Annotated in this window: 22 protein-coding genes; 6 read left to right on the top strand and 16 right to left on the bottom strand. The window is 47.8% G+C overall.

Going from position 1 to position 19,859, the window contains the following annotated elements:
* Positions 1-17: 17 nt before the first annotated feature.
* From C7E00_RS03830 to C7E00_RS03755, 16 genes are all read right to left on the bottom strand, one after another.
* On the bottom strand, positions 18-1,112 hold the full coding sequence (locus tag C7E00_RS03830) for an aminotransferase class V-fold PLP-dependent enzyme (protein ID WP_105303042.1): 1,095 nt from the start codon (positions 1,110-1,112) through the stop codon (positions 18-20).
* A 10-nt stretch (positions 1,113-1,122) separates the two neighbouring features.
* On the bottom strand, positions 1,123-2,097 hold the full coding sequence (locus C7E00_RS03825) for an amidase family protein (RefSeq protein WP_105303041.1): 975 nt from the start codon (positions 2,095-2,097) through the stop codon (positions 1,123-1,125).
* Positions 2,097-3,254: an alanine racemase gene (locus tag C7E00_RS03820; RefSeq protein ID WP_105304860.1), complete on the bottom strand. Its 1,158-nt coding sequence runs from the start codon at positions 3,252-3,254 to the stop codon at positions 2,097-2,099. Before C7E00_RS03820 ends, C7E00_RS03825 begins: the two co-directional genes overlap by 1 nt.
* A gap of 5 nt (positions 3,255-3,259) precedes the next feature.
* Entirely contained in the window at positions 3,260-4,177 is a 918-nt protein-coding gene (locus C7E00_RS03815) for a phosphotriesterase family protein (protein WP_105303040.1), read from the bottom strand.
* A gap of 77 nt (positions 4,178-4,254) precedes the next feature.
* A complete protein-coding gene (locus C7E00_RS03810) occupies positions 4,255-4,629 on the bottom strand; it encodes a DUF2620 family protein (RefSeq protein ID WP_105303039.1) in 375 nt (124 codons plus the stop codon).
* A 19-nt stretch (positions 4,630-4,648) separates the two neighbouring features.
* A complete protein-coding gene (locus C7E00_RS03805) occupies positions 4,649-5,989 on the bottom strand; it encodes a YhfT family protein (RefSeq protein WP_105303038.1) in 1,341 nt (446 codons plus the stop codon).
* A 33-nt stretch (positions 5,990-6,022) separates the two neighbouring features.
* Entirely contained in the window at positions 6,023-6,367 is a 345-nt protein-coding gene (locus C7E00_RS03800; RefSeq protein ID WP_135358150.1) for a PRD domain-containing protein, read from the bottom strand.
* A 47-nt stretch (positions 6,368-6,414) separates the two neighbouring features.
* On the bottom strand, positions 6,415-6,780 hold the full coding sequence (locus tag C7E00_RS03795; protein WP_105303036.1) for a hypothetical protein: 366 nt from the start codon (positions 6,778-6,780) through the stop codon (positions 6,415-6,417).
* Between the two features lie 150 nt (positions 6,781-6,930).
* A complete protein-coding gene (locus C7E00_RS03790) occupies positions 6,931-8,025 on the bottom strand; it encodes a dipeptide epimerase (RefSeq protein WP_105303035.1) in 1,095 nt (364 codons plus the stop codon).
* The gene (locus C7E00_RS03785; protein WP_105303034.1) at positions 8,022-9,257 is read right to left on the bottom strand and encodes a phosphopentomutase; all 1,236 of its coding nucleotides are present in this window, start codon (positions 9,255-9,257) and stop codon (positions 8,022-8,024) included. Before C7E00_RS03785 ends, C7E00_RS03790 begins: the two co-directional genes overlap by 4 nt.
* A 162-nt stretch (positions 9,258-9,419) precedes the next feature.
* Positions 9,420-10,343, bottom strand: a complete 924-nt coding sequence (gene yhfZ, locus C7E00_RS03780; RefSeq protein ID WP_105303033.1) for a GntR family transcriptional regulator YhfZ — start codon at positions 10,341-10,343, stop codon at positions 9,420-9,422.
* Positions 10,344-10,357: 14 nt separating this feature from the next.
* A complete protein-coding gene (locus tag C7E00_RS03775) occupies positions 10,358-11,143 on the bottom strand; it encodes a tyrosine-protein phosphatase (protein ID WP_105303032.1) in 786 nt (261 codons plus the stop codon).
* A gap of 9 nt (positions 11,144-11,152) precedes the next feature.
* Entirely contained in the window at positions 11,153-11,923 is a 771-nt protein-coding gene (locus C7E00_RS03770; protein ID WP_105303031.1) for a hypothetical protein, read from the bottom strand.
* Positions 11,920-12,393, bottom strand: a complete 474-nt coding sequence (locus tag C7E00_RS03765; RefSeq protein ID WP_105303030.1) for a metallophosphoesterase family protein — start codon at positions 12,391-12,393, stop codon at positions 11,920-11,922. Before C7E00_RS03765 ends, C7E00_RS03770 begins: the two co-directional genes overlap by 4 nt.
* Positions 12,378-13,118 carry a YwaF family protein gene (locus C7E00_RS03760; protein WP_105303029.1) on the bottom strand — a complete coding sequence of 247 codons (741 nt, stop codon included), beginning with the start codon at positions 13,116-13,118 and terminating at the stop codon, positions 12,378-12,380. The genes C7E00_RS03765 and C7E00_RS03760 overlap by 16 nt, the downstream gene beginning before the upstream one ends.
* Positions 13,119-13,149: 31 nt before the next feature.
* Positions 13,150-14,286 (bottom strand): AI-2E family transporter, encoded by a 1,137-nt coding sequence (locus tag C7E00_RS03755; RefSeq protein ID WP_105303028.1) that lies wholly within the window; start codon positions 14,284-14,286, stop codon positions 13,150-13,152.
* 278 nt (positions 14,287-14,564) lie between these two features.
* Between C7E00_RS03755 and metK the strand changes: the two genes are divergently transcribed.
* From metK to C7E00_RS03725, 6 genes are all read left to right on the top strand, one after another.
* Positions 14,565-15,656 (top strand): methionine adenosyltransferase, encoded by a 1,092-nt coding sequence (metK, locus tag C7E00_RS03750; RefSeq protein WP_105303027.1) that lies wholly within the window; start codon positions 14,565-14,567, stop codon positions 15,654-15,656.
* 60 nt (positions 15,657-15,716) lie between these two features.
* A complete protein-coding gene (locus C7E00_RS03745; RefSeq protein ID WP_135358148.1) occupies positions 15,717-16,517 on the top strand; it encodes an endonuclease/exonuclease/phosphatase family protein in 801 nt (266 codons plus the stop codon).
* A 180-nt stretch (positions 16,518-16,697) separates the two neighbouring features.
* Entirely contained in the window at positions 16,698-16,895 is a 198-nt protein-coding gene (gene tnpA, locus C7E00_RS03740; protein WP_105303025.1) for an IS66 family insertion sequence element accessory protein TnpA, read from the top strand.
* Positions 16,896-16,989: 94 nt separating this feature from the next.
* A complete protein-coding gene (tnpB, locus tag C7E00_RS03735) occupies positions 16,990-17,346 on the top strand; it encodes an IS66 family insertion sequence element accessory protein TnpB (RefSeq protein WP_105303024.1) in 357 nt (118 codons plus the stop codon).
* Between the two features lie 59 nt (positions 17,347-17,405).
* Entirely contained in the window at positions 17,406-19,040 is a 1,635-nt protein-coding gene (gene tnpC, locus C7E00_RS03730) for an IS66 family transposase (RefSeq protein WP_105303023.1), read from the top strand.
* A 131-nt stretch (positions 19,041-19,171) separates the two neighbouring features.
* Complete coding sequence (locus C7E00_RS03725; protein WP_105303022.1) at positions 19,172-19,855, top strand: TetR/AcrR family transcriptional regulator; 684 nt, start codon at positions 19,172-19,174, stop codon at positions 19,853-19,855.
* Positions 19,856-19,859: the final 4 nt, after the last annotated feature.

Below are 19,859 nucleotides of genomic sequence, written 5' to 3'. Positions count from 1 at the left end.
ACGGCTTTTCCTTGTTATTATTTAACTGATGCTGCTGCCTCTTTCAGAATTCTGATTACTGTATCAGGACCGCTCCTGTTAGGATTGATCCGGATCATCCGCTCTCCTAAAGAAGGATCACTCTTCAGAACAGTACCGCTGCAGCGATAGAACATCGGCGCAAGCTCATACTTTGACTCTGCGCCAACCGGATTCGGAAGTGCTCCGAGCTTTTCAGCTTCCTTCAGTACCGCATGTGCAATTGGCTGATCAAATTCCACCAGAAGCACCTTGGACTGAGAATTTGCAATGAATGCATTCCTCACTTCCGGAACTTCATGATTCTGGAGACGGCGGAGAATTTCTTCGTCGCTTTCCGCCTGCACTGCCAGCAGAACCGGCGCAGTTACAAGTCCTCTGAGAACATCCATTGCTTCATGTCCCTGCGTCTGTGAGCCGCCGGAATAATGCATCTTGCGGATGATGCGGATATACTTCTCACGCCCGACAATGCAGCCGATTCCTTCCGGCCCCTGCAGCTTGAAGGTAGAGAAGCAGGAAAGGTCACTTCCCAGTTCTGCTCCGATGGAATGAACTTTCATCACTGCATAGTTGTCATCGGTGACAATCGGAATGTCTTTCTCTTTCCGGATTGCCTTCAGTACTTCCGCAATGTCATAGGAATCATCCAGTTTCTGACGCGAATACTGAACCAATGCAGCATCGATATCCGGATTAGCTTCCATGACTTTGTGAATACTGCCCAGATCATTGAAATCAGCTTCAACCGGAACAAGGCCGAACATTTCAAACGAGGTTGCGGTTGTGGAATAGACCGGTGCTTTATGAACCAGAATCTTTCCCCCAGGACGAATCACCGAAGAAAGTGCATAGCGGATTGCATTCGTGCCGCTGCCTCTGACCAGGATGCAGTCTTCGGTATGAAAGAACTCTGCAATTGCCTGTTCTGCCTTCCGGGTTGTAACCGGCATGTTGTTCTGCTGATTTACTCCCAGATCTCCTCGTGAGAGACTTTCTGTTCCCGTGAAATGATGCGTGATGCATTCCACCATGCGGAACTGTTTTTCTTCTGCTTCACGCAGACTGATACTTTCCAGTGGATAGGTTTTCATTTTGCCTCCCTCAGTCGATCAGGTATTCATCCAGGAAATAGTTGTTCAGATTCAGAAAATAGCGTTCAATCAGTTCATCATGAATCTCCGGGAAAGATTCTGCTGCCTCTAGCATGCATGCAATCTTCTCCGGCACGGATTCGCACATCAGAAGCACTGCCATTCCAAGACCATTCTGAGGAATCGCCAGCGCAGTTGCCCCGGCAATATTGCAGACCCGGACATATCCTTTGCAGGACTTCTTCTGAATTTCTCTGGTGCGCTCATCGAAATGTCCGAACAGAGAGTCTCCGAATCCTTCCAGATCAATCGGTCCCTCTGTAACAACCATCACATCGCACTTCGAAAGCTGTTCTCTGAGATAAGGGACAAGCTCTGATCTTGGAGCGAGCGGATCCATGACTGAAACCACTTCCGACTCCAGTCCTTCATACTTCTGATCCGAAAGAACTTTTCCGCAATGAGCCCCAGCCTCAATACCGATGGAACAGGATATAGCCTTCAGAAGAATCTCTCTTCTCCTTGCCATGAAACCGATGGAAGAAGGCGCAGTCATTCCATCCGTATTGGGCTTCAGAGGACCGCACACCCGATCTTTTTCAATCAGTCTAGAAATGAACCCATAAATATTCACGGAGATTGCAGGTGCCAGAACCGAGCCTCCGCCATCATTTCCGATGCCAAGATCATTGATTCCTGCAAATACATTCACAGCAGTTCCGGAACTGGAGCCAGACATCACATGTCCGGAGATCGGATTGATCAGCTGCGTGTCCACAGCCCGGCCTGCTAATTGCGACTTCTTATCGATCGTATGCAGACCGAATCCGTACTTCTCAAGCTTATGCATGAGAGAATTCGGAATCGTCGCAGTATTCTTGATGCCCGTGAGAATCGAATCCGGAGAAGGTTCCAGAACCCGGACGACTGAACCATATGGATTCAGCAATGCCACACGATGCTGTAGTTCATACGTCTCTTTCATCAGTCTTCGCGCTCTCCGAGATGATTGAACTGCCCGATGATTCTCGGATTTCCCGAAGACAATCCTTCCACCACTGCAACTCTGCTTCTGGTCACAAAGATCTGCGTCCGGAAGCACATGATTGCAGTATCTCCGACTGCTGCATTTCTGCCTAATTCAAAATGATAATCAATAGAATCATCATCAGGCGCAGAAACAGGGATCAGCTGTGCATTCTCAGAAGAAGTACCTACCAATGCCGAAGCAAGATGGCCTCTTCTGTAATGCCCACCGCCATAGCAGTATGCATGGTCTTCATAGTTATGAGAAACTTCTGTCACATAAGCATATCCGACCCGCTCCGCCTGATTGCTTGCAGCATGCAGCGGAGTAGTACCGGTCAGACCATGACCTGGCTCTGCATTGTTTCCGCCCAGTTCATGAACAAGACTCATTGATGCACAGCAGTTTGCACTCGGAACATTCACCACATAATCTTTCAGCCCATATGCCTCAGCAACCGCTCTGGCACGATTCATTGCTTTCATATTTGCGGTGGGGACAATCGCATGCTGTTCTGCATCATAGAGCAATGCAGGAAATACCGTGAGTCCTCCGAAGCAGACATGATCCAGGGAATCAATTTCCTTCAGAACATCTTCCAGCCGATCTGAATGGAAGCCAGCAATCTGTCCGCTGTAAAGTTCGCTGTCATCATCGGTGATCCGGATCAGCAGAGGCTGTACCATGTTAAGTCTTTCTGCCGCCTCATTGATTTCACGGATTTTCTCCAGTGAATAAACAGTTACCACACGAGGATGCGAAGCAAGAATCTCAGGCAGTGCAGCCTTAGGCGTCTGAACCAGATGGCCGACATTTCCGATCGGAATCTGGTTTCGGATCATCGTTATTGCCTCGATGAAGTCTACGCATACCGCCCCTTCATACCCGATCTCCATCAGCCGTTTCGCAACGATAGGATTTCTCCCGATCTGCTTCAGCATGAAGAACAGATGTACCTGATTCTTCTGTGCTTCCTCCAGAATCTTCTGAGCATTGTCCGTAATCGTATCAAGATCCAGGAGATAGGTATCCGGAAGAATCAGACCATTCTGATGTGCATAGAACCCATAATCCAGAAGTGCCGGGTTATTTTCTTTCAGTTTTGTCAGAAACATCCGGATCACTTCCAGTTCTTGTTATTCAGAATTCTGGCAGGATTCTCCGTCAGAAACTTATGGAGCACTTCATCCGTGACTCCAGCCTGCTTCATCAGCGGAACGACGGAATTCATCACCGCAGTATATCCCCACTGCCCCGGATAGGTAGAAAAGTAAGTCCGGCGGGAAACATCATTTGAGAATACGAGATGATCCGCATAGCCCTCATCCGCAATGATCTTTGCGTTTGCGGCCCGCTTCTCATCCGGCATATAGGCAGATTTTCCGCATGTATCAAAAGCAATATTCACACCGCGCTTCAGAAGATTGCGATGATATTCCGGATCATCCACTAGATCCTGATGACCGATCACCACTTTATCCGGGTCCATTCCTTCAGAAAGGAGAATATCAACAGTCTCCTGTGCTGTAACCGGACCGGTATGCGTGGATACCGCACAGCCGGTACGCACAGCAGCTCTTCCGGCAGCGATCAGGCACTTTCTTTCTTCCTCCGTGAATCCGTCTTTCGAAGAAGCAATCTCAGCGATGATGCCTGCTTTCACGCCTGTATCTCCGATGCCTTCAGTCAGTTCCTTCACATAGATGTCTGCGATTTCATCCGGAGTGGCATCTCTGAGAAATGCCGGGTGAAACGGCTGCAGATAGAAACCTGTTGAGCAGACAATCTTCAGACCTGTATCTTCGGAAATCTGCTTCAGCTTTGCTGCATCGCGGTCCAGATCAATCGTGGAAACCTCAACTGCCGCTTTCACGCCGAAGCCCATCATCTTCCGGATCTCCGGTTCCACTTCTTCACACGTATCGATACGTGAGAATCCATCATGGCGAACTTTATCCAGGTTGACGATGAAATGCTCATGCATCATTGTCAGTCCAAGATCTTCTTCAGGAATATCTCCCAAAACGGTACGAATCATTTCAAATCCCTCCTGTAGTCAATAAACGGCATCTTCCGGACAAGCAAGCCATCAGATGCCGTTTCTGCTGAATCTGTTTATTCCGGCTTACCGGATGTCTTATCTACAAGTGCCTGTACAATTACCGGGACAACCTTCTCGGTATGTGACTGCACATACCCGAACGCCTTATGATTTCCAGCGTAGATCAGATGCCGGATCTGCTCAGGCTTCGGCATGTTTCCCTGCCGGGTAACAACGAGGCAGTTTCCATAGCCGAGCACTGCAATTGCAGTTGCCAGCGATCCGCCGCCGCCAGTCATGCAGGAGCCAAGATAGAAATCAACTTCTCCCTTCTTGACCTTCCGGGCAGCGATGGAATCAGGATCTTCAAGCACTTCTACTTCCGGGAACTTCTGCTTGATAATGTTCGCAGTTTCCTTGCTGGATAATCCGCAGCATTCAATTTTCATAACATTCTCCTTTCAGGATTCAGGCAGCTAATACGATCCACCCGAATGCGATGAAGATATTATACAGAATACCTACACAAGCTGCAGACAGCGGCCCGATAGCCGTACGCGGAATCTTCTGGCCAAGCAGTTCATTCATCAGATAAGCACCGCCGACCATCATGATGCCGATGCCGCCCCAGGTAGCATTAGCAGCAAGGAATGAGCCGCAGAGAAGAGCAAGATTCAGAGTTTCTACCATTGCATTCCGGATATGATCGCCAGATCTGGAAAGTTCCGGATAACGGGACAGCCATTTGCCAAGCAGGCCGAGCAGCTGGAGTTCAATGAATTCAACTGCAAATCCGAAGATCGGAGCAAGCCACCAAGTCGGTGCAAGACGTCCGACCAGCATGCAGGTTGTAAGACCAACAGCCTGATAGACACCAGTAGAAAGAGCAGTGGAGACAATCAGCGGAATGAAAGCGATGATGACACCGACCATTGCGATATAGAATGCACTGTAATCACCGCCGATGACACACGGAGCAAGAATATACGGCTGATAAGCCATTGCCAGAGTACGGATGCCAAGTGCGTTCAGAGCACCCTGGATGCAGAGATATATCCAGTTGCTCTTGATGCGTTCAGCATTCTTCGAAAAGATGTTTTCCTGCTCTTCATCATTGATGGTTTCCTGGTTCTTGCTTGCCTTGACAGAGTAGACAACCAGGAAGATCATGCCAGCCAGCATAGCGAAGGAATACGGATACAGAGAAATGCTGACAGTGCCGATCGTGAGTTTGCCGATCAGAGAGCATGCAACATAAATCACTGCTTCCCAGATAGCCGTCTGCAGACCCTTCTTAGCTTCGAACTGATTTGCAATTGCAATTGCAGGATACAGAGCGAAGATCGGAAGAACCGGAGTCGTGATCTGAGTCAGATCATTGAGGAAGTTATACGGCAGCGCAGCAAATGCATTGTTGATCATGTTGGTGCCGAATGCAGCCAGGGCACCATATGCAGCACCGAGAATAATTGCTACAAAGCGATTCGGGGACCAGGCGCCGATGATATCAGTTGCAATCAGGATCAGATGTGCAGCGATCAGTCCGGTACCGATCCACTGAGTGAATCCGGCCAGAACCCATCCGACGCCCATGCCGGTGACAACCGCCGCAAATTCCGGGCGGGTCATCCGTCCTTCAATGAATTCCGGGAATACCGGGCGGGCGCCATCGTTGAAGTTAGAAATTCCTTTATGAGCAAGAAGACTTGCCCATGCTGAGATCGCGATCAGAATGATTGCCCTGGTAGCTACCGGGAAATCGAAATTCTGAACAATCGTTGATGCTTGCTCTGCAAGTAATGGATACATGGATTATTTTCCCCTTCCTTTGTTATCAGATTCTTAAGCTGTTTCCGGCCACTCCCCGAGGTCTTTCAGTTTCTGAATCAGATTGTTCAGATGCAGAAGCACATAGTTTTTCTCTGTGCTGCTCAGAGGATTGACCATCACTTCCTGCATCTTATTGAGAATCTCCAGTGACTTCTGATAAGTCGGGAGCGCTGCAAGCTCCGCAAGGTTGTCTTCAGTCAGCGGAGGAACCTCCTCTTTTGTTGTATTGCGCATGCATGCCATGCAAAGATGTGCAATAAACGTGTCCGCATTTTCTTCACAGAGTTCCACGCCATACTCCTTCCGGAACATCTGAATGACATTCTTCACATCCTGAACATCCTGATCTTTTATCATATCGGCATCCCGATACATCTGGAGCCTTTCAGAAAAATCTGTTCTGCTCATTTCTTTTTCCTTTCTGTGCTTCTTTTCCGAAGAATCTGATCCCGTTCTTCTTTCGTCATTGCCCGATACGTCAGAGGTTTTCTCCATGCGGTCAGGCGAAGTGCAAGACCGTTAATGTAATTCAAGAGAATAATGGCGGCTGTAACAGAAATGAACATAACCAGAATCTTCCCGTTTTCTGACCAGTCCCACAGTCCGTAGCCCATTGCCGTAGCTATCACAAAAATAAGAAACGCTCCGCTGTGCTTCAGACGTTTTTCAGCTGCATCATCCAGAGTCATCATCTGCTGGCAATGCGGACACGTCACAATTCTCTTCGGCTTGTCCGTCTGCCACTCAGTACCGCATCTCACACATTTCATATCTCAAAATACATTTTTTTGTATAATTAAATTATACATATCTGCAGTCCCAGAACAAGTGCTTGAAGACGCTTTATCCGAAAAAATAACGATATTCCCGAAAAAAATCATAATTTCTTTCAGAAATCACGAATTTCCGCAAAACATGGCTCAGAATTCAGGCACATGCAGTCCATCAATTTTCCGTATTCCTAATCCAGGTTGCCTGCTCAGATAAATTTCCGGCCCTTTGAAAACACTTCCGCCATGTACCGGATCTTCTGCACAGAGCAAAGGACCATCAAGATCAATCTTGGTAATGCATGTTCTGCTGCATGCAAGATGCACAGCTGCATTCACTGAAACCTTGGCCTCAAGCATGCATCCAAGCATGCATGAAGCACCATATTTCTCTGCAAGATCAGTTATTTCCAGCGCATGATGAATTCCACCGGTCTTCATCAGTTTGATATTCACAAGATCCGCACAGTGATTCCGGAAAATATACTCTGCCTGATCTGGCGAAAAGCACGATTCATCCGCAACAATCGGAATAGGCGAACGTGCCGTGACAAATGCCATTCCATCCAGGTCATCAGCTTTCACCGGCTGTTCTGCCAGTTCCAGATTGATTCCCTTCTTCTGCATTTCTTCCAGAATTGAAACTGCCTGTTCCGGCGTCCATGCCTGATTGGCATCAATCCGGATCGCAATATTGCTTCCGACAGCATTGCGGACAGCTGCCAGTCTCTTGGTATCAAGTTCAGGATCAATCCCTGCTTTTACTTTCAGTGTCCGGAAACCGCGTCTGATTCCTTTTTCTGCATCCTCTGCCATAGTCTCCGGATCATTGACGGAAATCGTGAGATCTGTTTCCAGCATCTCCCGCTTCCTGCCGAGGATCTCAGCAACGGATTTTTCTTTCAGCTGGCCATAGAGATCATACAGAGCAATATCAGCACAGGCTTTGGAACTGGTATGATGTTCCATGCATGCATCAAGCGCCCGGAAGCACCCGGATAAATCCTCAATCTCCCGTTTCATCAGAGCACTTCTGATCGGGCCATTCAGATCCGCGCAGATCGTTTCCAGGGTTTCGCCTGTGATTGCTTTTGTCGGAGGAGCTTCTCCATAGCCGACATTTCCGGTATCGGTATGCAGTTCCAGAATCACATCCGTGAGCTGATCCACTCTGCGAAGGGCCGTGATAAACGGTGTTCTCAGAGGAACATCAAGAAGATATATTTTCAGGTCAGTGATTTTCATTCTTCGTTTCCGGATGCGTAACCGCCAATCAGATTCAGGTAAGACGTGCCATTTTCGGGTGCTGCTGCATGGAAATAATCGCAGCAGGTTGCGCCATTATCCGACATTGTCTTCCGGGTTCCGACATGCGCATTCTTCAATCCCTTCCGGTAAATCAGAAGCGGAACACACTCTCTGGTATGCCGGCTCGTACCAATATCAGGATCATTGCCATGATCTGCCTGAACGATGAGGATATCGTCTTCTCCAAGCAGAGGCAGCAATTCCGCAAGGCCTGCATCTGCCTGCTCAAGAACTTCTTTATAACGCGTACTGTCCTGCGAATGCCCGGCAAGATCTGTTTCCTGGACATTCGTGCAGATAAAGCCGCGGTCCATTTTCTTCACCGCATCAATCGTCAGCTGCATGCATTCCGGAGTCGGAACACAGGAGATACTTGTTCCTCCATCATTTGCCACGATATCCGCAACCTTTCCGATCAGAGTAACCGGAACACCTGCCTTCGTCAGAATTGTCGGAGCCTGAACGTTCTTATCAACCCCGTAGCCGAGGTGTCTGCACTGATAGCCGTGTTCATAGCTCTTGGATTTGGCACTTGCAATTCCGATGAACTTTCCCTGGCGGATTTCTTCTGCATTGAACAGATCCTGCATGTTATTTCCGGTTCCGCCGAACACAATCACTCTTCCGACCGTAACAACCTGACGGACGAGTTCTGCGATCTCGCATTCCTTTTCAAACGAGATATAGTCAAGCGGTGCCGTGACGTTGTAGCACATACCGAGGTCTGCTTCGAGATTATCCGCAACCGTCACATAATCATCCGCAACAAGATAGCTCAATCCATGATGTGTGATGATCTCAACCTTATGCCCGTGGTCCTTCAGAATCTTTGCGACTGCATTTACGTGAGTCTGAAAAGGATCTACCGTCGGCTTCTTCGGAAGCGTCCCCATGATTTCCTGATGACCCATGAAGGTGTCTGCACCGAAATGCATCAGCTCGCTCTTTCCGTAATTGGCCTCCGGAGAAAACTTCATGAACTCACTTTCACTGCCATATGCATTCATCAGACCCAGTTTTTCCAGAGTAGGAAGCTTCAGATCCGGATGATCCTTCAGAATACTGCGAAGCGTATTCGCCTTTTCATCGCCCGGTCTTACCACAGCCGCGTCAGGCATTGCTCCGATTCCGAATCCATCCAGCACGATAATGATAAATCTCTGTTTCATACTGATCCCCCATTTCAAGAAACCACTAAATACATAATTTTGTATTTTCATGACGATCATATTGCAGGTTCCATGAATTGTCAATTTTAAATAGTGCCTGGAATCCTTCCGGACCCCAGGCACTGGCTTTCAGTTAATTATGATTGGACAATTACTCTTAGATCAGTAGCTCGGTGTCAGCGTGCCATTCTCAACCATTTTCTGCGTTGTGAGCACATCATCCACACTGACCATCTTCTTCAGAATGGAAACCATTTCCTCTCTGGTACCATTCACGATCATCACTGCATTGGTATCTGAATCATGCATCTCAGAGATTTTGCGGTAATTGATCTTTGCCATCCGGTCTTTCACTTCATCCAGATTCCAGACTGTAGCATCAATTTCACCGCTCATCACTCTTCCCAGAAGAGAATTATATTCAACCGGAACAAGCTGAACCTCTTTATCTCCGCACGCCAGACGGACCATATTCTCCTGGTCAATGGAAGAACGATCGATTCCGATCTTCATTCCATCCTGGATAACATCGGCATCCGGATCATGGAAAATGATCACATGCGAACTGCAGTACGTCCCATTTCCGAATTCCACCACGATCCGCATATCTGGATCTTTCTTCTGGTACTCTTCCGCTGCATATTTCGAAACAATCGCGAAATCATAGCGATTTTCCATCACCATGCTGATCCGGTTCTTTGCACCGCGCATAAAGGATAGCGCAGCAGGAATGCCATACTGGTTCTCAAGACTTGAAATCAGTCCGGTAGCCAATCCTTCATACTTTTTTGAATAGGGCAGCGGCATCGCCCCGACAATTCCATTTACTCCGATAATCTGCAGCAGAAGGACAGTATTTTTCTGTCTCAGAAATGATCCCAGATGCCCCCGGTTCTCGAGGGTGATCGCATCTGAAGACTCCAGCGTCCTCATTCCATTCTGAATCGTTCCCCTGGCAATATTCAGCCGCTCGCTCAGCTCAGAAATTGTTGGTACTCTTTCACCCGGCTCATAGCAGAGAAAGACCCGTGAGAGCGCAATCGCGGCCTGTCCGTTCTTTGAAAGCAATTTATCGAAGTATTCCATAACAACCTGCCTGACTACATCTTAGCATTAAGAAACCGATTTTGAAAGGCGGTCAGTTGTTCTTCCGTGATTCCATATTGGTCCAGGAAAAAGGCATTCCGATCAGCGTACTCTGCTTTAACCTTTTTCAGCATTGCTCTTCCCATGGACTCTTCAACCCCATTCTCCATCTGCAGTTCATGGGCCAGAGAAGGATTCTTCTTCAGCTCTTCTTCATGGTCCATGAATGCATGTTCAATCCGGCTGTGGAATGATACATTAGAGTAGAGATAATCTTCCATCAGTTCATCTTCTCTGATTCCGAGCGCCATCAGCAGCAGAAAGCTCAGAGCACCAGTTCTGTCTTTTCCGGTTGCGCAATGAAACAGCAGCGGCAGATGCCCTCCCTCCTGCAGCAGAATCCAGAGAAACTCGAACGCCTGGTTATGAAACATCATATTCAGATACAGATCCTTCATATGATCTGAAAGATCCTGGTCTCCATGAACCATGCGGCGGATCCCTTCCGGAGAATAATCCACTCCGGCATCGTTCACATCACGCATCCCGCTTACCCGGAAATATTCCATCTCATCCGAAGGAATCGGGTCAGGATCCTCATATACTTCATAATCCGTTCTGAGGTCCAGAATCGTATGTACATTTAAGCATGCAAGCTCATGAAGCTCCTGCTCATTCCAACGAGAAAGATTCGAAGAGCGATAGAAAACTCCGCTCCGGAGGACTCTCCCGTCTTCCGTATGATATCCCCCGAGATCTCTGAAATTGATCTCAGGCCTCATTACTTTATCCAGTATCATATTTTCCTTCTACATTTCCTGAAGTTCCGGATCATAGTCCACGACCCGATCCGTTTCCCTGCATACCGCAAACCAGATCTTCGTGCCGTCTTCACCTGGCTCCGGACTTGTTTCTTCCAGCTGCAGCGGACGGAAGCCGAGGTGCTTCATGATCTCTGCATTTCTCAATCTGGCCGGTTCGTCCTTTTCCATCGAATAATGATATTCTTCCTCTTTAGCATCCGGACCATAGCAGGCAATATCCGGATCCAGAGAAATCACCTGATAGAGAGATGTACTGCCCTCTGAAGTTCTGAGAGCCGCTTCCTTCATCATCTCCATCATCGTCCGGAATATGCCATTCCTTCTGATTTCCTCTGTCACGTACGCATTGCAGAACAGAAGAACTTCTCCATTTTTTTCAGACGGAGTTCCACCCGGAGGATACGGGCAGTCATCAAAGAACATCTGCGACACAATATAATGCTCCAGATACATCCAGTCCGACTCCTCGCTGCAGAAGTCATAGAGTTCTCTGCTTTCTAGCAGAGAACCGACGGTACAATGCAATGCCGAGCAATCCGCAAGGATCTGATTCCTGCGGAAAGCTAAGAGAACAATCCGTTCAAGATCCTCTCTCTCCTGCCAGCAGAACAGCAGATAGTCGAGGTCTTCTCTGCTCTCGAGCACAGAATACAGGACTCCTTCCTGATACTTCTTCATCAGAGTCTGAATCGGTTCCAGTCCATAAGAACCAAGCAGATCCATTGCCTGCTGAAGCAGTTCTTCCTTACGATTCATTTCTGCTCCTCATGCGGAATCTCGATCTTCTCAATCCGGAGCTTTCCTTTCTTCACATACCCGACTGCCATCGTGATCGGCTGCGAGAACCTCCGCGGTCCGCAGCTGCCCGGATTCAGAAAGGTCTGATGTTTCTTCTCAATCAGTTCATACTTATGCGAATGCCCATAGATGATCAGATCAAAGTCTTTCAGATCTTCCGGAAGGTCTTTCTTCTTATGCGCTATGCAGATGGAAAGACCGGCAATCCGGAGATTCAGAATCTCCGGCATTCCTTCTGCCCATTCTTTGTCATTGTTTCCTCGTACCGCATAGACCGGTGCGATTTTCTGCAGCTCCTGCAGAATTTCCGGTTTTGAGATATCTCCGCCATGGAGAATGACCTGGCAGGAAGACAGTTCTGCCAGAACTTCCTTGCGAAGCAGGTTATGCGTATCAGAAATAATGCCGATCTTCAGTTCTTCCGCCATGTCCGAAGTTTCCTTTCTGCACCATATACTGCAATGAGCCATACCAGCATCAGCAGACACAATCCCGGAATATAGCCCTGTGGTCCGAATACTGCCGTGATCTGATCCAGGGGCGGAACAGGTTCATTGAGAAACATGAAATTCGTTCCGAAGTGCACATTGAAATAGTAAAGAGGAATGCACACTGCAGCCAGATACACTGCCTCATACCACATATGCCTAAACGCCAGATGAACCTCTTTATGGCGGTAGATCAGAAGCGGATACAGCACGAACGTGAAGTGCGTGGCATAATTCATCAGATTCATGAAGCTGAACAGCGGATATTCCGTCCAATCCGGAAACAGCACTGCCGCAATCGCTCCTGGAAGATTCAGCGTGACTGCAATCTCCCCGAGAAATGCTTTTCCTTTCTTCCCGCAGCAGAATTCCCGGATCAGATAGATGAAGATCGCCTGCCCGCAGAGATGAAAGGGAAGATGCTCGATCCGGAAGACTCCGATGGAGACCAGATAGAAATCCCGGGTTCCTTCCATGCATGCGCAGGCAATTGCCGCCCTTCGGATCATCTTCTGTTTCTGTGCTTCGGTCTTCTGATCAAAGTGATGGCAGAACACGTATTGCAGCGAAAAGAAAACAATCAGACACAGCAGATGCGCCAGGCTGTACTGCCCGTATCCGCTGCCCTCGGTCAATTGCGTTTCATAAGTCCAGAAGTCTTCCATACTTTGCAAAAAGAGCAGACCTCATCTGCTCTTACGATATTCTCAGTTTTTTCGAACGCAGGCGGTTATTCACATGATCGCGGACAAGAACATAGATCACCGAGAACAGCGGCACGCCTAAGAACATGCCGAGCACTCCGAATAACGAACCGCCCAGAATAATGGCAAACATGACCCACAGAGCCGGCAGGCCGACCGAATCGCCGAGGATGCGCGGGCCAAGGATGTTGCCATCGATCTGCTGCAGAATCAGAATGAAGATTCCGAACTCCACTGCCTTATACGGACTGATGATCAGCAGGATGAAGATGCACGGAATTGCCCCGAGGAACGGACCGAATACCGGAATCATATTCGTCAAGCCGACGACAAAGGCAATCAGCGGCGTATACGGCATCTGCATGATTCCGCAGACGATGCCGCAGGCAATGCCGATAATCAGCGAATCAAGTGCCTTGCCGAAAATGAAGCTGTTCAGCATCCGGATGGTCAGTCTGCCTACATAAGTGAGGTAGTCTGCATGATCCTTGGACCAGATAGAATAAGTTACCTGCTTCAGCTGACGCTTCCACCGTTCCTGATCGGCAAGCAGATAAATTGCAACAATCATGCCGATGAAGAAATTGCCGATGCCTTTGACAACGGATACCGAATAGGACAGCAATGTCGCAATCAGGCCGCTGGAGCCATCTACTGCTTTCTTCACCGCATTCAGAACTGAATTCATGATGCTGTCAAGGAGTGCTCCGTACTGAGAATTGGCATTCAGTCCATTTGCCCAGTCTTCCGCAGTCTTCAGATAGGAATCCATAGAATCCACCAGCGTTTTCGCACTGCTGATGATCTGCGGAGTCAGAATGCTGAAAAACAGTACCAGCACTGCTGCAAAGATCACAAAGGCAATCGCAACTGCAGCTCTCCGCTTCGTCTTCGGCTTCAGCTTTGTATTCTTCAGCCATTTTTCTTCGGCAGTCCGCCGGATCGGAACGAGGATGAATGCAATCGCAAATCCCCAGATAAATGGCGATAAGGTGCTCCATAACTTTCCTAAGAACGATGCTACACTATCCCATCTCTGAAAGAAAAACCAGATCAGCAAGATGATCGCGCCGCTAGCCGTATATGTGAGGACATTGTCCTTCATTTCTTCTTTCCAGTTGATTTTCATATGGCATCATTATATCAGACGAATTCCGGATCTTTGCGTCTGTTTACATTCTGACCGATCTGTATACGGAACCGCGTTGACTTCAAAAAAACAGAATGACAGAATAACATTGTCTTTTATCAAGAATGAGGCAAGAGGGTCAGCTCGTCGGCCTCATACCAACCTGCGAAGAGACAAGAAGCGTAAGGTGGTAAAGCTGACAACGATAAAGAAAGAGGACGCAGGAGACTCTTTCTCAAAGTTCGTTGAAAAGACAAACATTGAAAGGAGCTTTTTTTATGAGCAAGATGTTTTTCACCTCTGAGTCCGTTACCAGCGGACATCCTGACAAAGTCTGCGACCTCATCGCAGACTCCATCCTGGACGAAGCGATCCGTCAGGATCCGGAAAGCCACATGGCCGTTGAAGCAACCATCAAAGACGATCTGATTCTCGTATACGGCGAAGCCGGCACGAAGGCAGACATCGACTATGAGAAGATTGCCCTCGGCGTCATGAAGGAAATCGGCTACGACGAAGAGTACCATGTAGAAGTCAAGGTCAACAAGCAGTCCTCTGAAATCAACAGCGCTGTCGCTCATGATCAGATCTCTGCAGGCGACCAGGGCATCATGTTCGGCTATGCTTCAGATGAAACTGAAGATCTGATGCCGTTTGCAATTGACGAGGCTCATAAGCTTGCAAAGAAGCTGGAAGAAGTCCGCAGACAGACTCCGTTCCTGCGTCCGGATGGAAAGACCCAGGTCACTGCAGAATATGATAATGGCAAACTGAAGCGCATCGATACCATCGTCGTTTCCACCCAGCACACTGCTGACGTTTCCCAGGAAGAAGTCAGAAAGTGCGTCATGGAAAAAGTCATCAAACCGGTTGTCGATCCGAAGCTGGTTGATGAAAACACCAAGTATCTGATCAACCCGTCCGGTTCCTTCGTTCTCGGCGGAAGCTGGGGCGACTCCGGAACCACCGGCAGAAAGATCGTCGTAGACTCGTATGGCGGATATGCCCCGATCGGCGGCGGCTGCTTCTCTTCCAAGGATCCGACCAAGGTTGACCGTTCCGCAGCATACTATGCTCGTTATGTCTGCCGCAACGTCGTTGCCAACGGACTTGCTCATAAGTGCCAGATCCAGCTGAGCTACGCAATCGGCGAACCGAAGCCGCTGTCTGTCAATGTCGAGACTTTCGGTACCTCGAAGTATTCCAACGAAGAGCTCGAAGCAATCATCGATAAGAACTTCGACTTCTCCGTTTCCAACATCATCAAGGAACTCGACCTGCGCCGTCCGATCTACACGAAGACCACGAACTATGGCCACTTCGGAAAGAAGGAACTGCCGTGGGAGCAGTTCAAGAAGATCAATCTGTAATTGTTCTCTGGGAATTACTTCGGTGATTCCCTTTTCTTTTCTCTGAAATATAATAATGTCATGACTGTTTACAGGATACTGACCCTGAATCTGAAAACAGATCTTCCGTTCACCCGCGGACAGAGTCTGTTCTCTCATCGGATCCATTCAATTGAAGAAATGATCCGCTGGCACGACCCGGACCTGATCGGCGTGCAGGAACTCACGGAAGAGATGCTGCCGCACATGGACAAGCTCATGGAGACGTATACCTTCTACGGCCGCGGCCGCAACCGGGACGGCATCCATTTCGCTGATGAGCGCAACTGCATTCTCTATAAGAAAGACAGATTCGAATTTCTCCATGGCGGAACCTTCTGGCTCTCCGATACCCCGGATGTCCAGGGCTCCCGCTATCCGACCAGCATCTATCCCCGCATCGCAACCTGGGCAGTGCTGAAAGACAGGGAAACCGGAGAAGTATTCACCTTCGCCAACACCCATCTCGACCACCTGCTGACCAACACGAAATTCAAGCAGGTCATCGTGCTCAAGAAGCAGATGATGAAGAAGAAGGAAGGATCGTTCCTGGCAATGACCGGCGACTTCAATACGTATCTCTCGTCCAGTGCCCTGCAGGCACTGCTGGATCGCGACAACCCGCTTGATCTGGAAGATACCGACCCGGAAAATGCCGGCTCCACCATCCGGGGCTTCGTGGAAAGCACGACTGCCCACTATCTTCCGATTGACCACATCTTCCTGTCCCGCAGCTGCCATGTCATCAACTCCAGAGTGCTGAAGAGCCTCTACATGGGCAATTATCCAAGCGATCATGCCCCGGTCCTGACCGTCTTCGACAGTCCCGGTGCTTCAAAGTGACCCTTCATGGTCGCTTTTCTTTTTCTCTCCCCCGAAGAAAGCATTTGCCGTATTTGCGTTTTGGGCCTAAAAACGAAATAGTTCAAGTATTATATAGTTTGAAAGTAAGCGTCAATAGGACTGCAACTTGTTGGAGGCTGCCGAAGACCATATCCTAGAGAGAGGCTAAGGAGAAGGGTCATGGAAAAAGATATTCATACTCATGAATGGTGGCTTCCGTTTCTGAAGGAGTATCAGCATAGCGGGAAAACAATAAAGGATTACTGCAAAGAGAACGGCTTCAATTATGAAGCATTCTACTGGCACCTTCGTCGCGATCAGAGAGAAGCCATCGATGATGGCGGTTGTGATCATTCTGAAGTGCTCCGGTCACAGTAATAGAGCGCACTCCTGAGTTCATCAGGGTTGAGATCAATGGAGTTAATATCTGCGGAAGTACGGATGACCTCCGCAGACTTCTGGGGATCTGATTATGAAACTGGTAAGAGATGACGTCAGGCTGTATCTGATTACCGGAACTGTAGATATGCGTATGGGAATTGACGGGTATATTGCGGTGGTGCAGAACAGACTGCATATGAATGTCTTTGACAATTCCATATTCCTGTTCTGCAACAAGGATCACAGCAAGCTGAAGATGCTGTACTGGGATTCTACCGGGTTCTGGCTATTCTACAAACGGCTTGAAAAAGGAAACCATTTCAAGTGGATCCGCGATGAAGAAAATCATTCAGCTGTAATCAGCGAGGAGCAGTACGGATGGCTGATGCAGGGACTGAAAATTGATCAGAAAAGATCCATGGAAACAGTCTCGAAAAAGTATGCATGAAATCTCAGAATAAGGCTTAATTATAGGCTTTTCTGAGGCTTCTGTGATATAATAATTATGTGGAAACTGAGGCAGAATTCAAACAGAAATACAGTTCACTCACTGCTGATCAGATGCTTGATGCAATGTATCAGATGTATCTGGCCAACTGCTCTCTGAAAGAGAGAATCAACAGTGCTCGCCGTGATAAGTTCGGTTCAAAAAGTGAACATGTTTCTGTTGAACAGCTGTCTCTTTTTAATGAAGCTGAGTTTGTTGCGGATCACTCTTCGGATGAGGTTTCCGAGCCACAGCAGAAGCCGGAAACAAAAAAGACAAAACAGAAGAAGTCTCGTAAAGATCATCTGAAGGAGCTTCCCGTAAAGAAGAGAACCGATCTTTACCCTGAATCCACTGAAGTGGATGATCACAAGATGAAAGAGATTGCGCCTGAGGTAATCCGCATTTCCCATTACCAGAAAGCGGAATACTATACGGAAGAAATCATCTGCCATCGTTTTGCCTATACCTTCATCACTGAAGAAGGCGAAGAGAAGACGATCATTCATGAAGTGCCGAAGGAAAAGAAGCCGAAGCGGATGATTAAGAATTCTCCTGCTTCTCCGGAACTCCCTGCACATTTTGCATATGAGAAGTACATTCTCGGCCTTCCTTTCGACCGGATTGCAAAGCATCTTTCGAATAAAGGAATTCCATTCTCCAAGCAATATATCTGTCAGCTTGTAATCCGCTGCGGAGAGAAATACCTGAAAGCAGTTGCCGATCGAATGACTGCAGATCTCAGACAGTGCCATGTGGTGAACATGGATGAAACGGAACTGGAAGTTCTTGAATGGCTGCAGAAAGAGGGACGGCAGGCGTGCAGGATCTGGGGAGCACTGACAGGACCGTTTGAAAAGAAACAGATGGCTCTGTTCTTCTACAGCAAGACTCGAGAACAGTCTTTCCTCTATGAAATACTGGGGAACCAGTTTCATGGAATTATTCAGTCAGATGGGTATCAGGCATATACAAATTACTTGCCCGCTCTGATGAAAGTCGGATGTATGAGTCATGCTCGCCGGAAGTTCTTTGATGCCATGACTGCAGACAAAGAAACCTACAGTGCATTCAAAAAAGCGAAGCAGAAAGGCGAAAAAGAGAATATCCTGAAACAATATCCGAGGTTTGCGGATACTTTTAAGATGGTCGCAAAGATGGACAAGCTGTTTGATATTGAGAGAAGTCTTAAAGCTGAACATGCGGATCCCGAAAGAATCAAAGAAGTCCGCAATGAGCAGGCCAGACCGATCATGGAGGAAATCCATGAATACAATAACTATCTGAAAGTAACTTATCTGCAGACCGGCAAGCTTGGAGAGGCAGTTGCATATCTGAACAATCAGTGGGAATACCTGATGAACTATCTGAAAGACGGAGAAGTTGCCTTATCCAACAATCTTGCGGAACGCGAGGGAATGAAGCCGATTGTTCTTGCCAGAAAGAACTTCCTGTTTGCGGATACAGAGAGAGGCGCGACAGTCAGTGCATATTATTTCTCGATTCTGATCTCTGCTAAGCTGAATCATCTGGATCCAGAGAAATACCTGGCATATGTCTTCCGTGAACTGACGGAACATGGTCTGAGTGATGAATCCATAGAACGAGTTCTGCCATATTCTGATCAGCTTCCCGACACGCTAAAAGTCAGATAACCTGTCAAAAATAATCCCCGGGCACATCTATGCCTATCTTTTCAGGCTCTGGATGTGCCCGGGTTAATACTATGCAGGCCTATTGACGCTTACGTTTGAAAAAACAAATAATGTAGATCAGGAGGAAAAGAATGAGCAACAACAAACTTAAGATCAATTTGAAAGATTGCACCACAACGAAAGAGAAGCTGGTTAAGGTGACACAGCATCTCCTTGCTTCTTATGGATATGAAGCTACCTCAGTTCGCCTGATCGCAGATTATGCAGATGTAAGTCTTTCTGCAATCAGTTTTCATTTTGGATCTAAAGAAAAACTTGTCCACTCCGCTGTCCAAAAAGCAGCCGATGATCTTCGGATCAGCTTCGGCACTTATACAGAAGAAATTAGAAGTTTTGCCAATGGAACTGATCAGGATAGGGATCAGGCTTGGCAATATCTTGATCGATTTCTGGAGGAACACATTAATCATATCTTTAATCCAAAATATAGCTCACTTTATATTGGGCTGGTAAGTCAGGAAAATGGGTTCCCTAAAAGCTGTCAGGGGATTCTTTCAAAAGCAGTTGTGGAGCAAAGTGAAAAAGTCCTGGTACAATTAATCGCACTTGTAATGCCAGAGCCGAATATGTTTCAAGCCGCAATTGCTGCTCGATGCATTATCGCCGCAATCATGAGCTATATGGAAAAACCTATTCTAAACAAAGAATTAGAAAAAGCCGTAGGCGTCAACTTGGAGGATTCTCATGAAGTTGCAGTATTCATGCACCATTATTTCATGAGCAGCCTTCACAGCTTCGTTGAGTCTGCGGCTTAATACA

It is taken from the genome of Anaerolactibacter massiliensis (assembly GCF_900290205.1).
GTDB lineage: Bacteria > Bacillota_I > Bacilli_A > Erysipelotrichales > Erysipelotrichaceae > Bulleidia > Bulleidia intestinalis.
The sequence above is the reverse complement of the archived record's forward strand: the minus strand, read 5'-3'. Positions and strand labels throughout refer to the sequence as shown.

Excerpts from the sequence above, each read along its gene's own strand:
- C7E00_RS03775 (WP_105303032.1), bottom strand. The coding sequence starts at position 11,143 with ATGATACTGGATAAAGTAATGAGGCCTGAGATCAATTTCAGAGATCTC.
- C7E00_RS03805 (WP_105303038.1), bottom strand. The coding sequence starts at position 5,989 with ATGTATCCATTACTTGCAGAGCAAGCATCAACGATTGTTCAGAATTTC.
- C7E00_RS03825 (WP_105303041.1), bottom strand. The coding sequence starts at position 2,097 with ATGAAAGAGACGTATGAACTACAGCATCGTGTGGCATTGCTGAATCCA.
- C7E00_RS03745 (WP_135358148.1), top strand. The coding sequence starts at position 15,717 with ATGACTGTTTACAGGATACTGACCCTGAATCTGAAAACAGATCTTCCG.
- metK (WP_105303027.1), top strand. The coding sequence starts at position 14,565 with ATGAGCAAGATGTTTTTCACCTCTGAGTCCGTTACCAGCGGACATCCT.
- C7E00_RS03765 (WP_105303030.1), bottom strand. The coding sequence starts at position 12,393 with ATGGCGGAAGAACTGAAGATCGGCATTATTTCTGATACGCATAACCTG.
- C7E00_RS03815 (WP_105303040.1), bottom strand. The coding sequence starts at position 4,177 with ATGATTCGTACCGTTTTGGGAGATATTCCTGAAGAAGATCTTGGACTG.
- C7E00_RS03770 (WP_105303031.1), bottom strand. The coding sequence starts at position 11,923 with ATGAATCGTAAGGAAGAACTGCTTCAGCAGGCAATGGATCTGCTTGGT.
- yhfZ (WP_105303033.1), bottom strand. The coding sequence starts at position 10,343 with ATGGAATACTTCGATAAATTGCTTTCAAAGAACGGACAGGCCGCGATT.
- tnpA (WP_105303025.1), top strand. The coding sequence starts at position 16,698 with ATGGAAAAAGATATTCATACTCATGAATGGTGGCTTCCGTTTCTGAAG.
- C7E00_RS03760 (WP_105303029.1), bottom strand. The coding sequence starts at position 13,118 with ATGGAAGACTTCTGGACTTATGAAACGCAATTGACCGAGGGCAGCGGA.
- C7E00_RS03795 (WP_105303036.1), bottom strand. The coding sequence starts at position 6,780 with ATGAAATGTGTGAGATGCGGTACTGAGTGGCAGACGGACAAGCCGAAG.
- C7E00_RS03820 (WP_105304860.1), bottom strand. The coding sequence starts at position 3,254 with ATGTTTCTGACAAAACTGAAAGAAAATAACCCGGCACTTCTGGATTAT.
- C7E00_RS03790 (WP_105303035.1), bottom strand. The coding sequence starts at position 8,025 with ATGAAAATCACTGACCTGAAAATATATCTTCTTGATGTTCCTCTGAGA.
- tnpB (WP_105303024.1), top strand. The coding sequence starts at position 16,990 with ATGAAACTGGTAAGAGATGACGTCAGGCTGTATCTGATTACCGGAACT.
- C7E00_RS03755 (WP_105303028.1), bottom strand. The coding sequence starts at position 14,286 with ATGAAAATCAACTGGAAAGAAGAAATGAAGGACAATGTCCTCACATAT.
- C7E00_RS03725 (WP_105303022.1), top strand. The coding sequence starts at position 19,172 with ATGAGCAACAACAAACTTAAGATCAATTTGAAAGATTGCACCACAACG.
- C7E00_RS03830 (WP_105303042.1), bottom strand. The coding sequence starts at position 1,112 with ATGAAAACCTATCCACTGGAAAGTATCAGTCTGCGTGAAGCAGAAGAA.
- C7E00_RS03810 (WP_105303039.1), bottom strand. The coding sequence starts at position 4,629 with ATGAAAATTGAATGCTGCGGATTATCCAGCAAGGAAACTGCGAACATT.
- C7E00_RS03800 (WP_135358150.1), bottom strand. The coding sequence starts at position 6,367 with ATGATAAAAGATCAGGATGTTCAGGATGTGAAGAATGTCATTCAGATG.
- C7E00_RS03785 (WP_105303034.1), bottom strand. The coding sequence starts at position 9,257 with ATGAAACAGAGATTTATCATTATCGTGCTGGATGGATTCGGAATCGGA.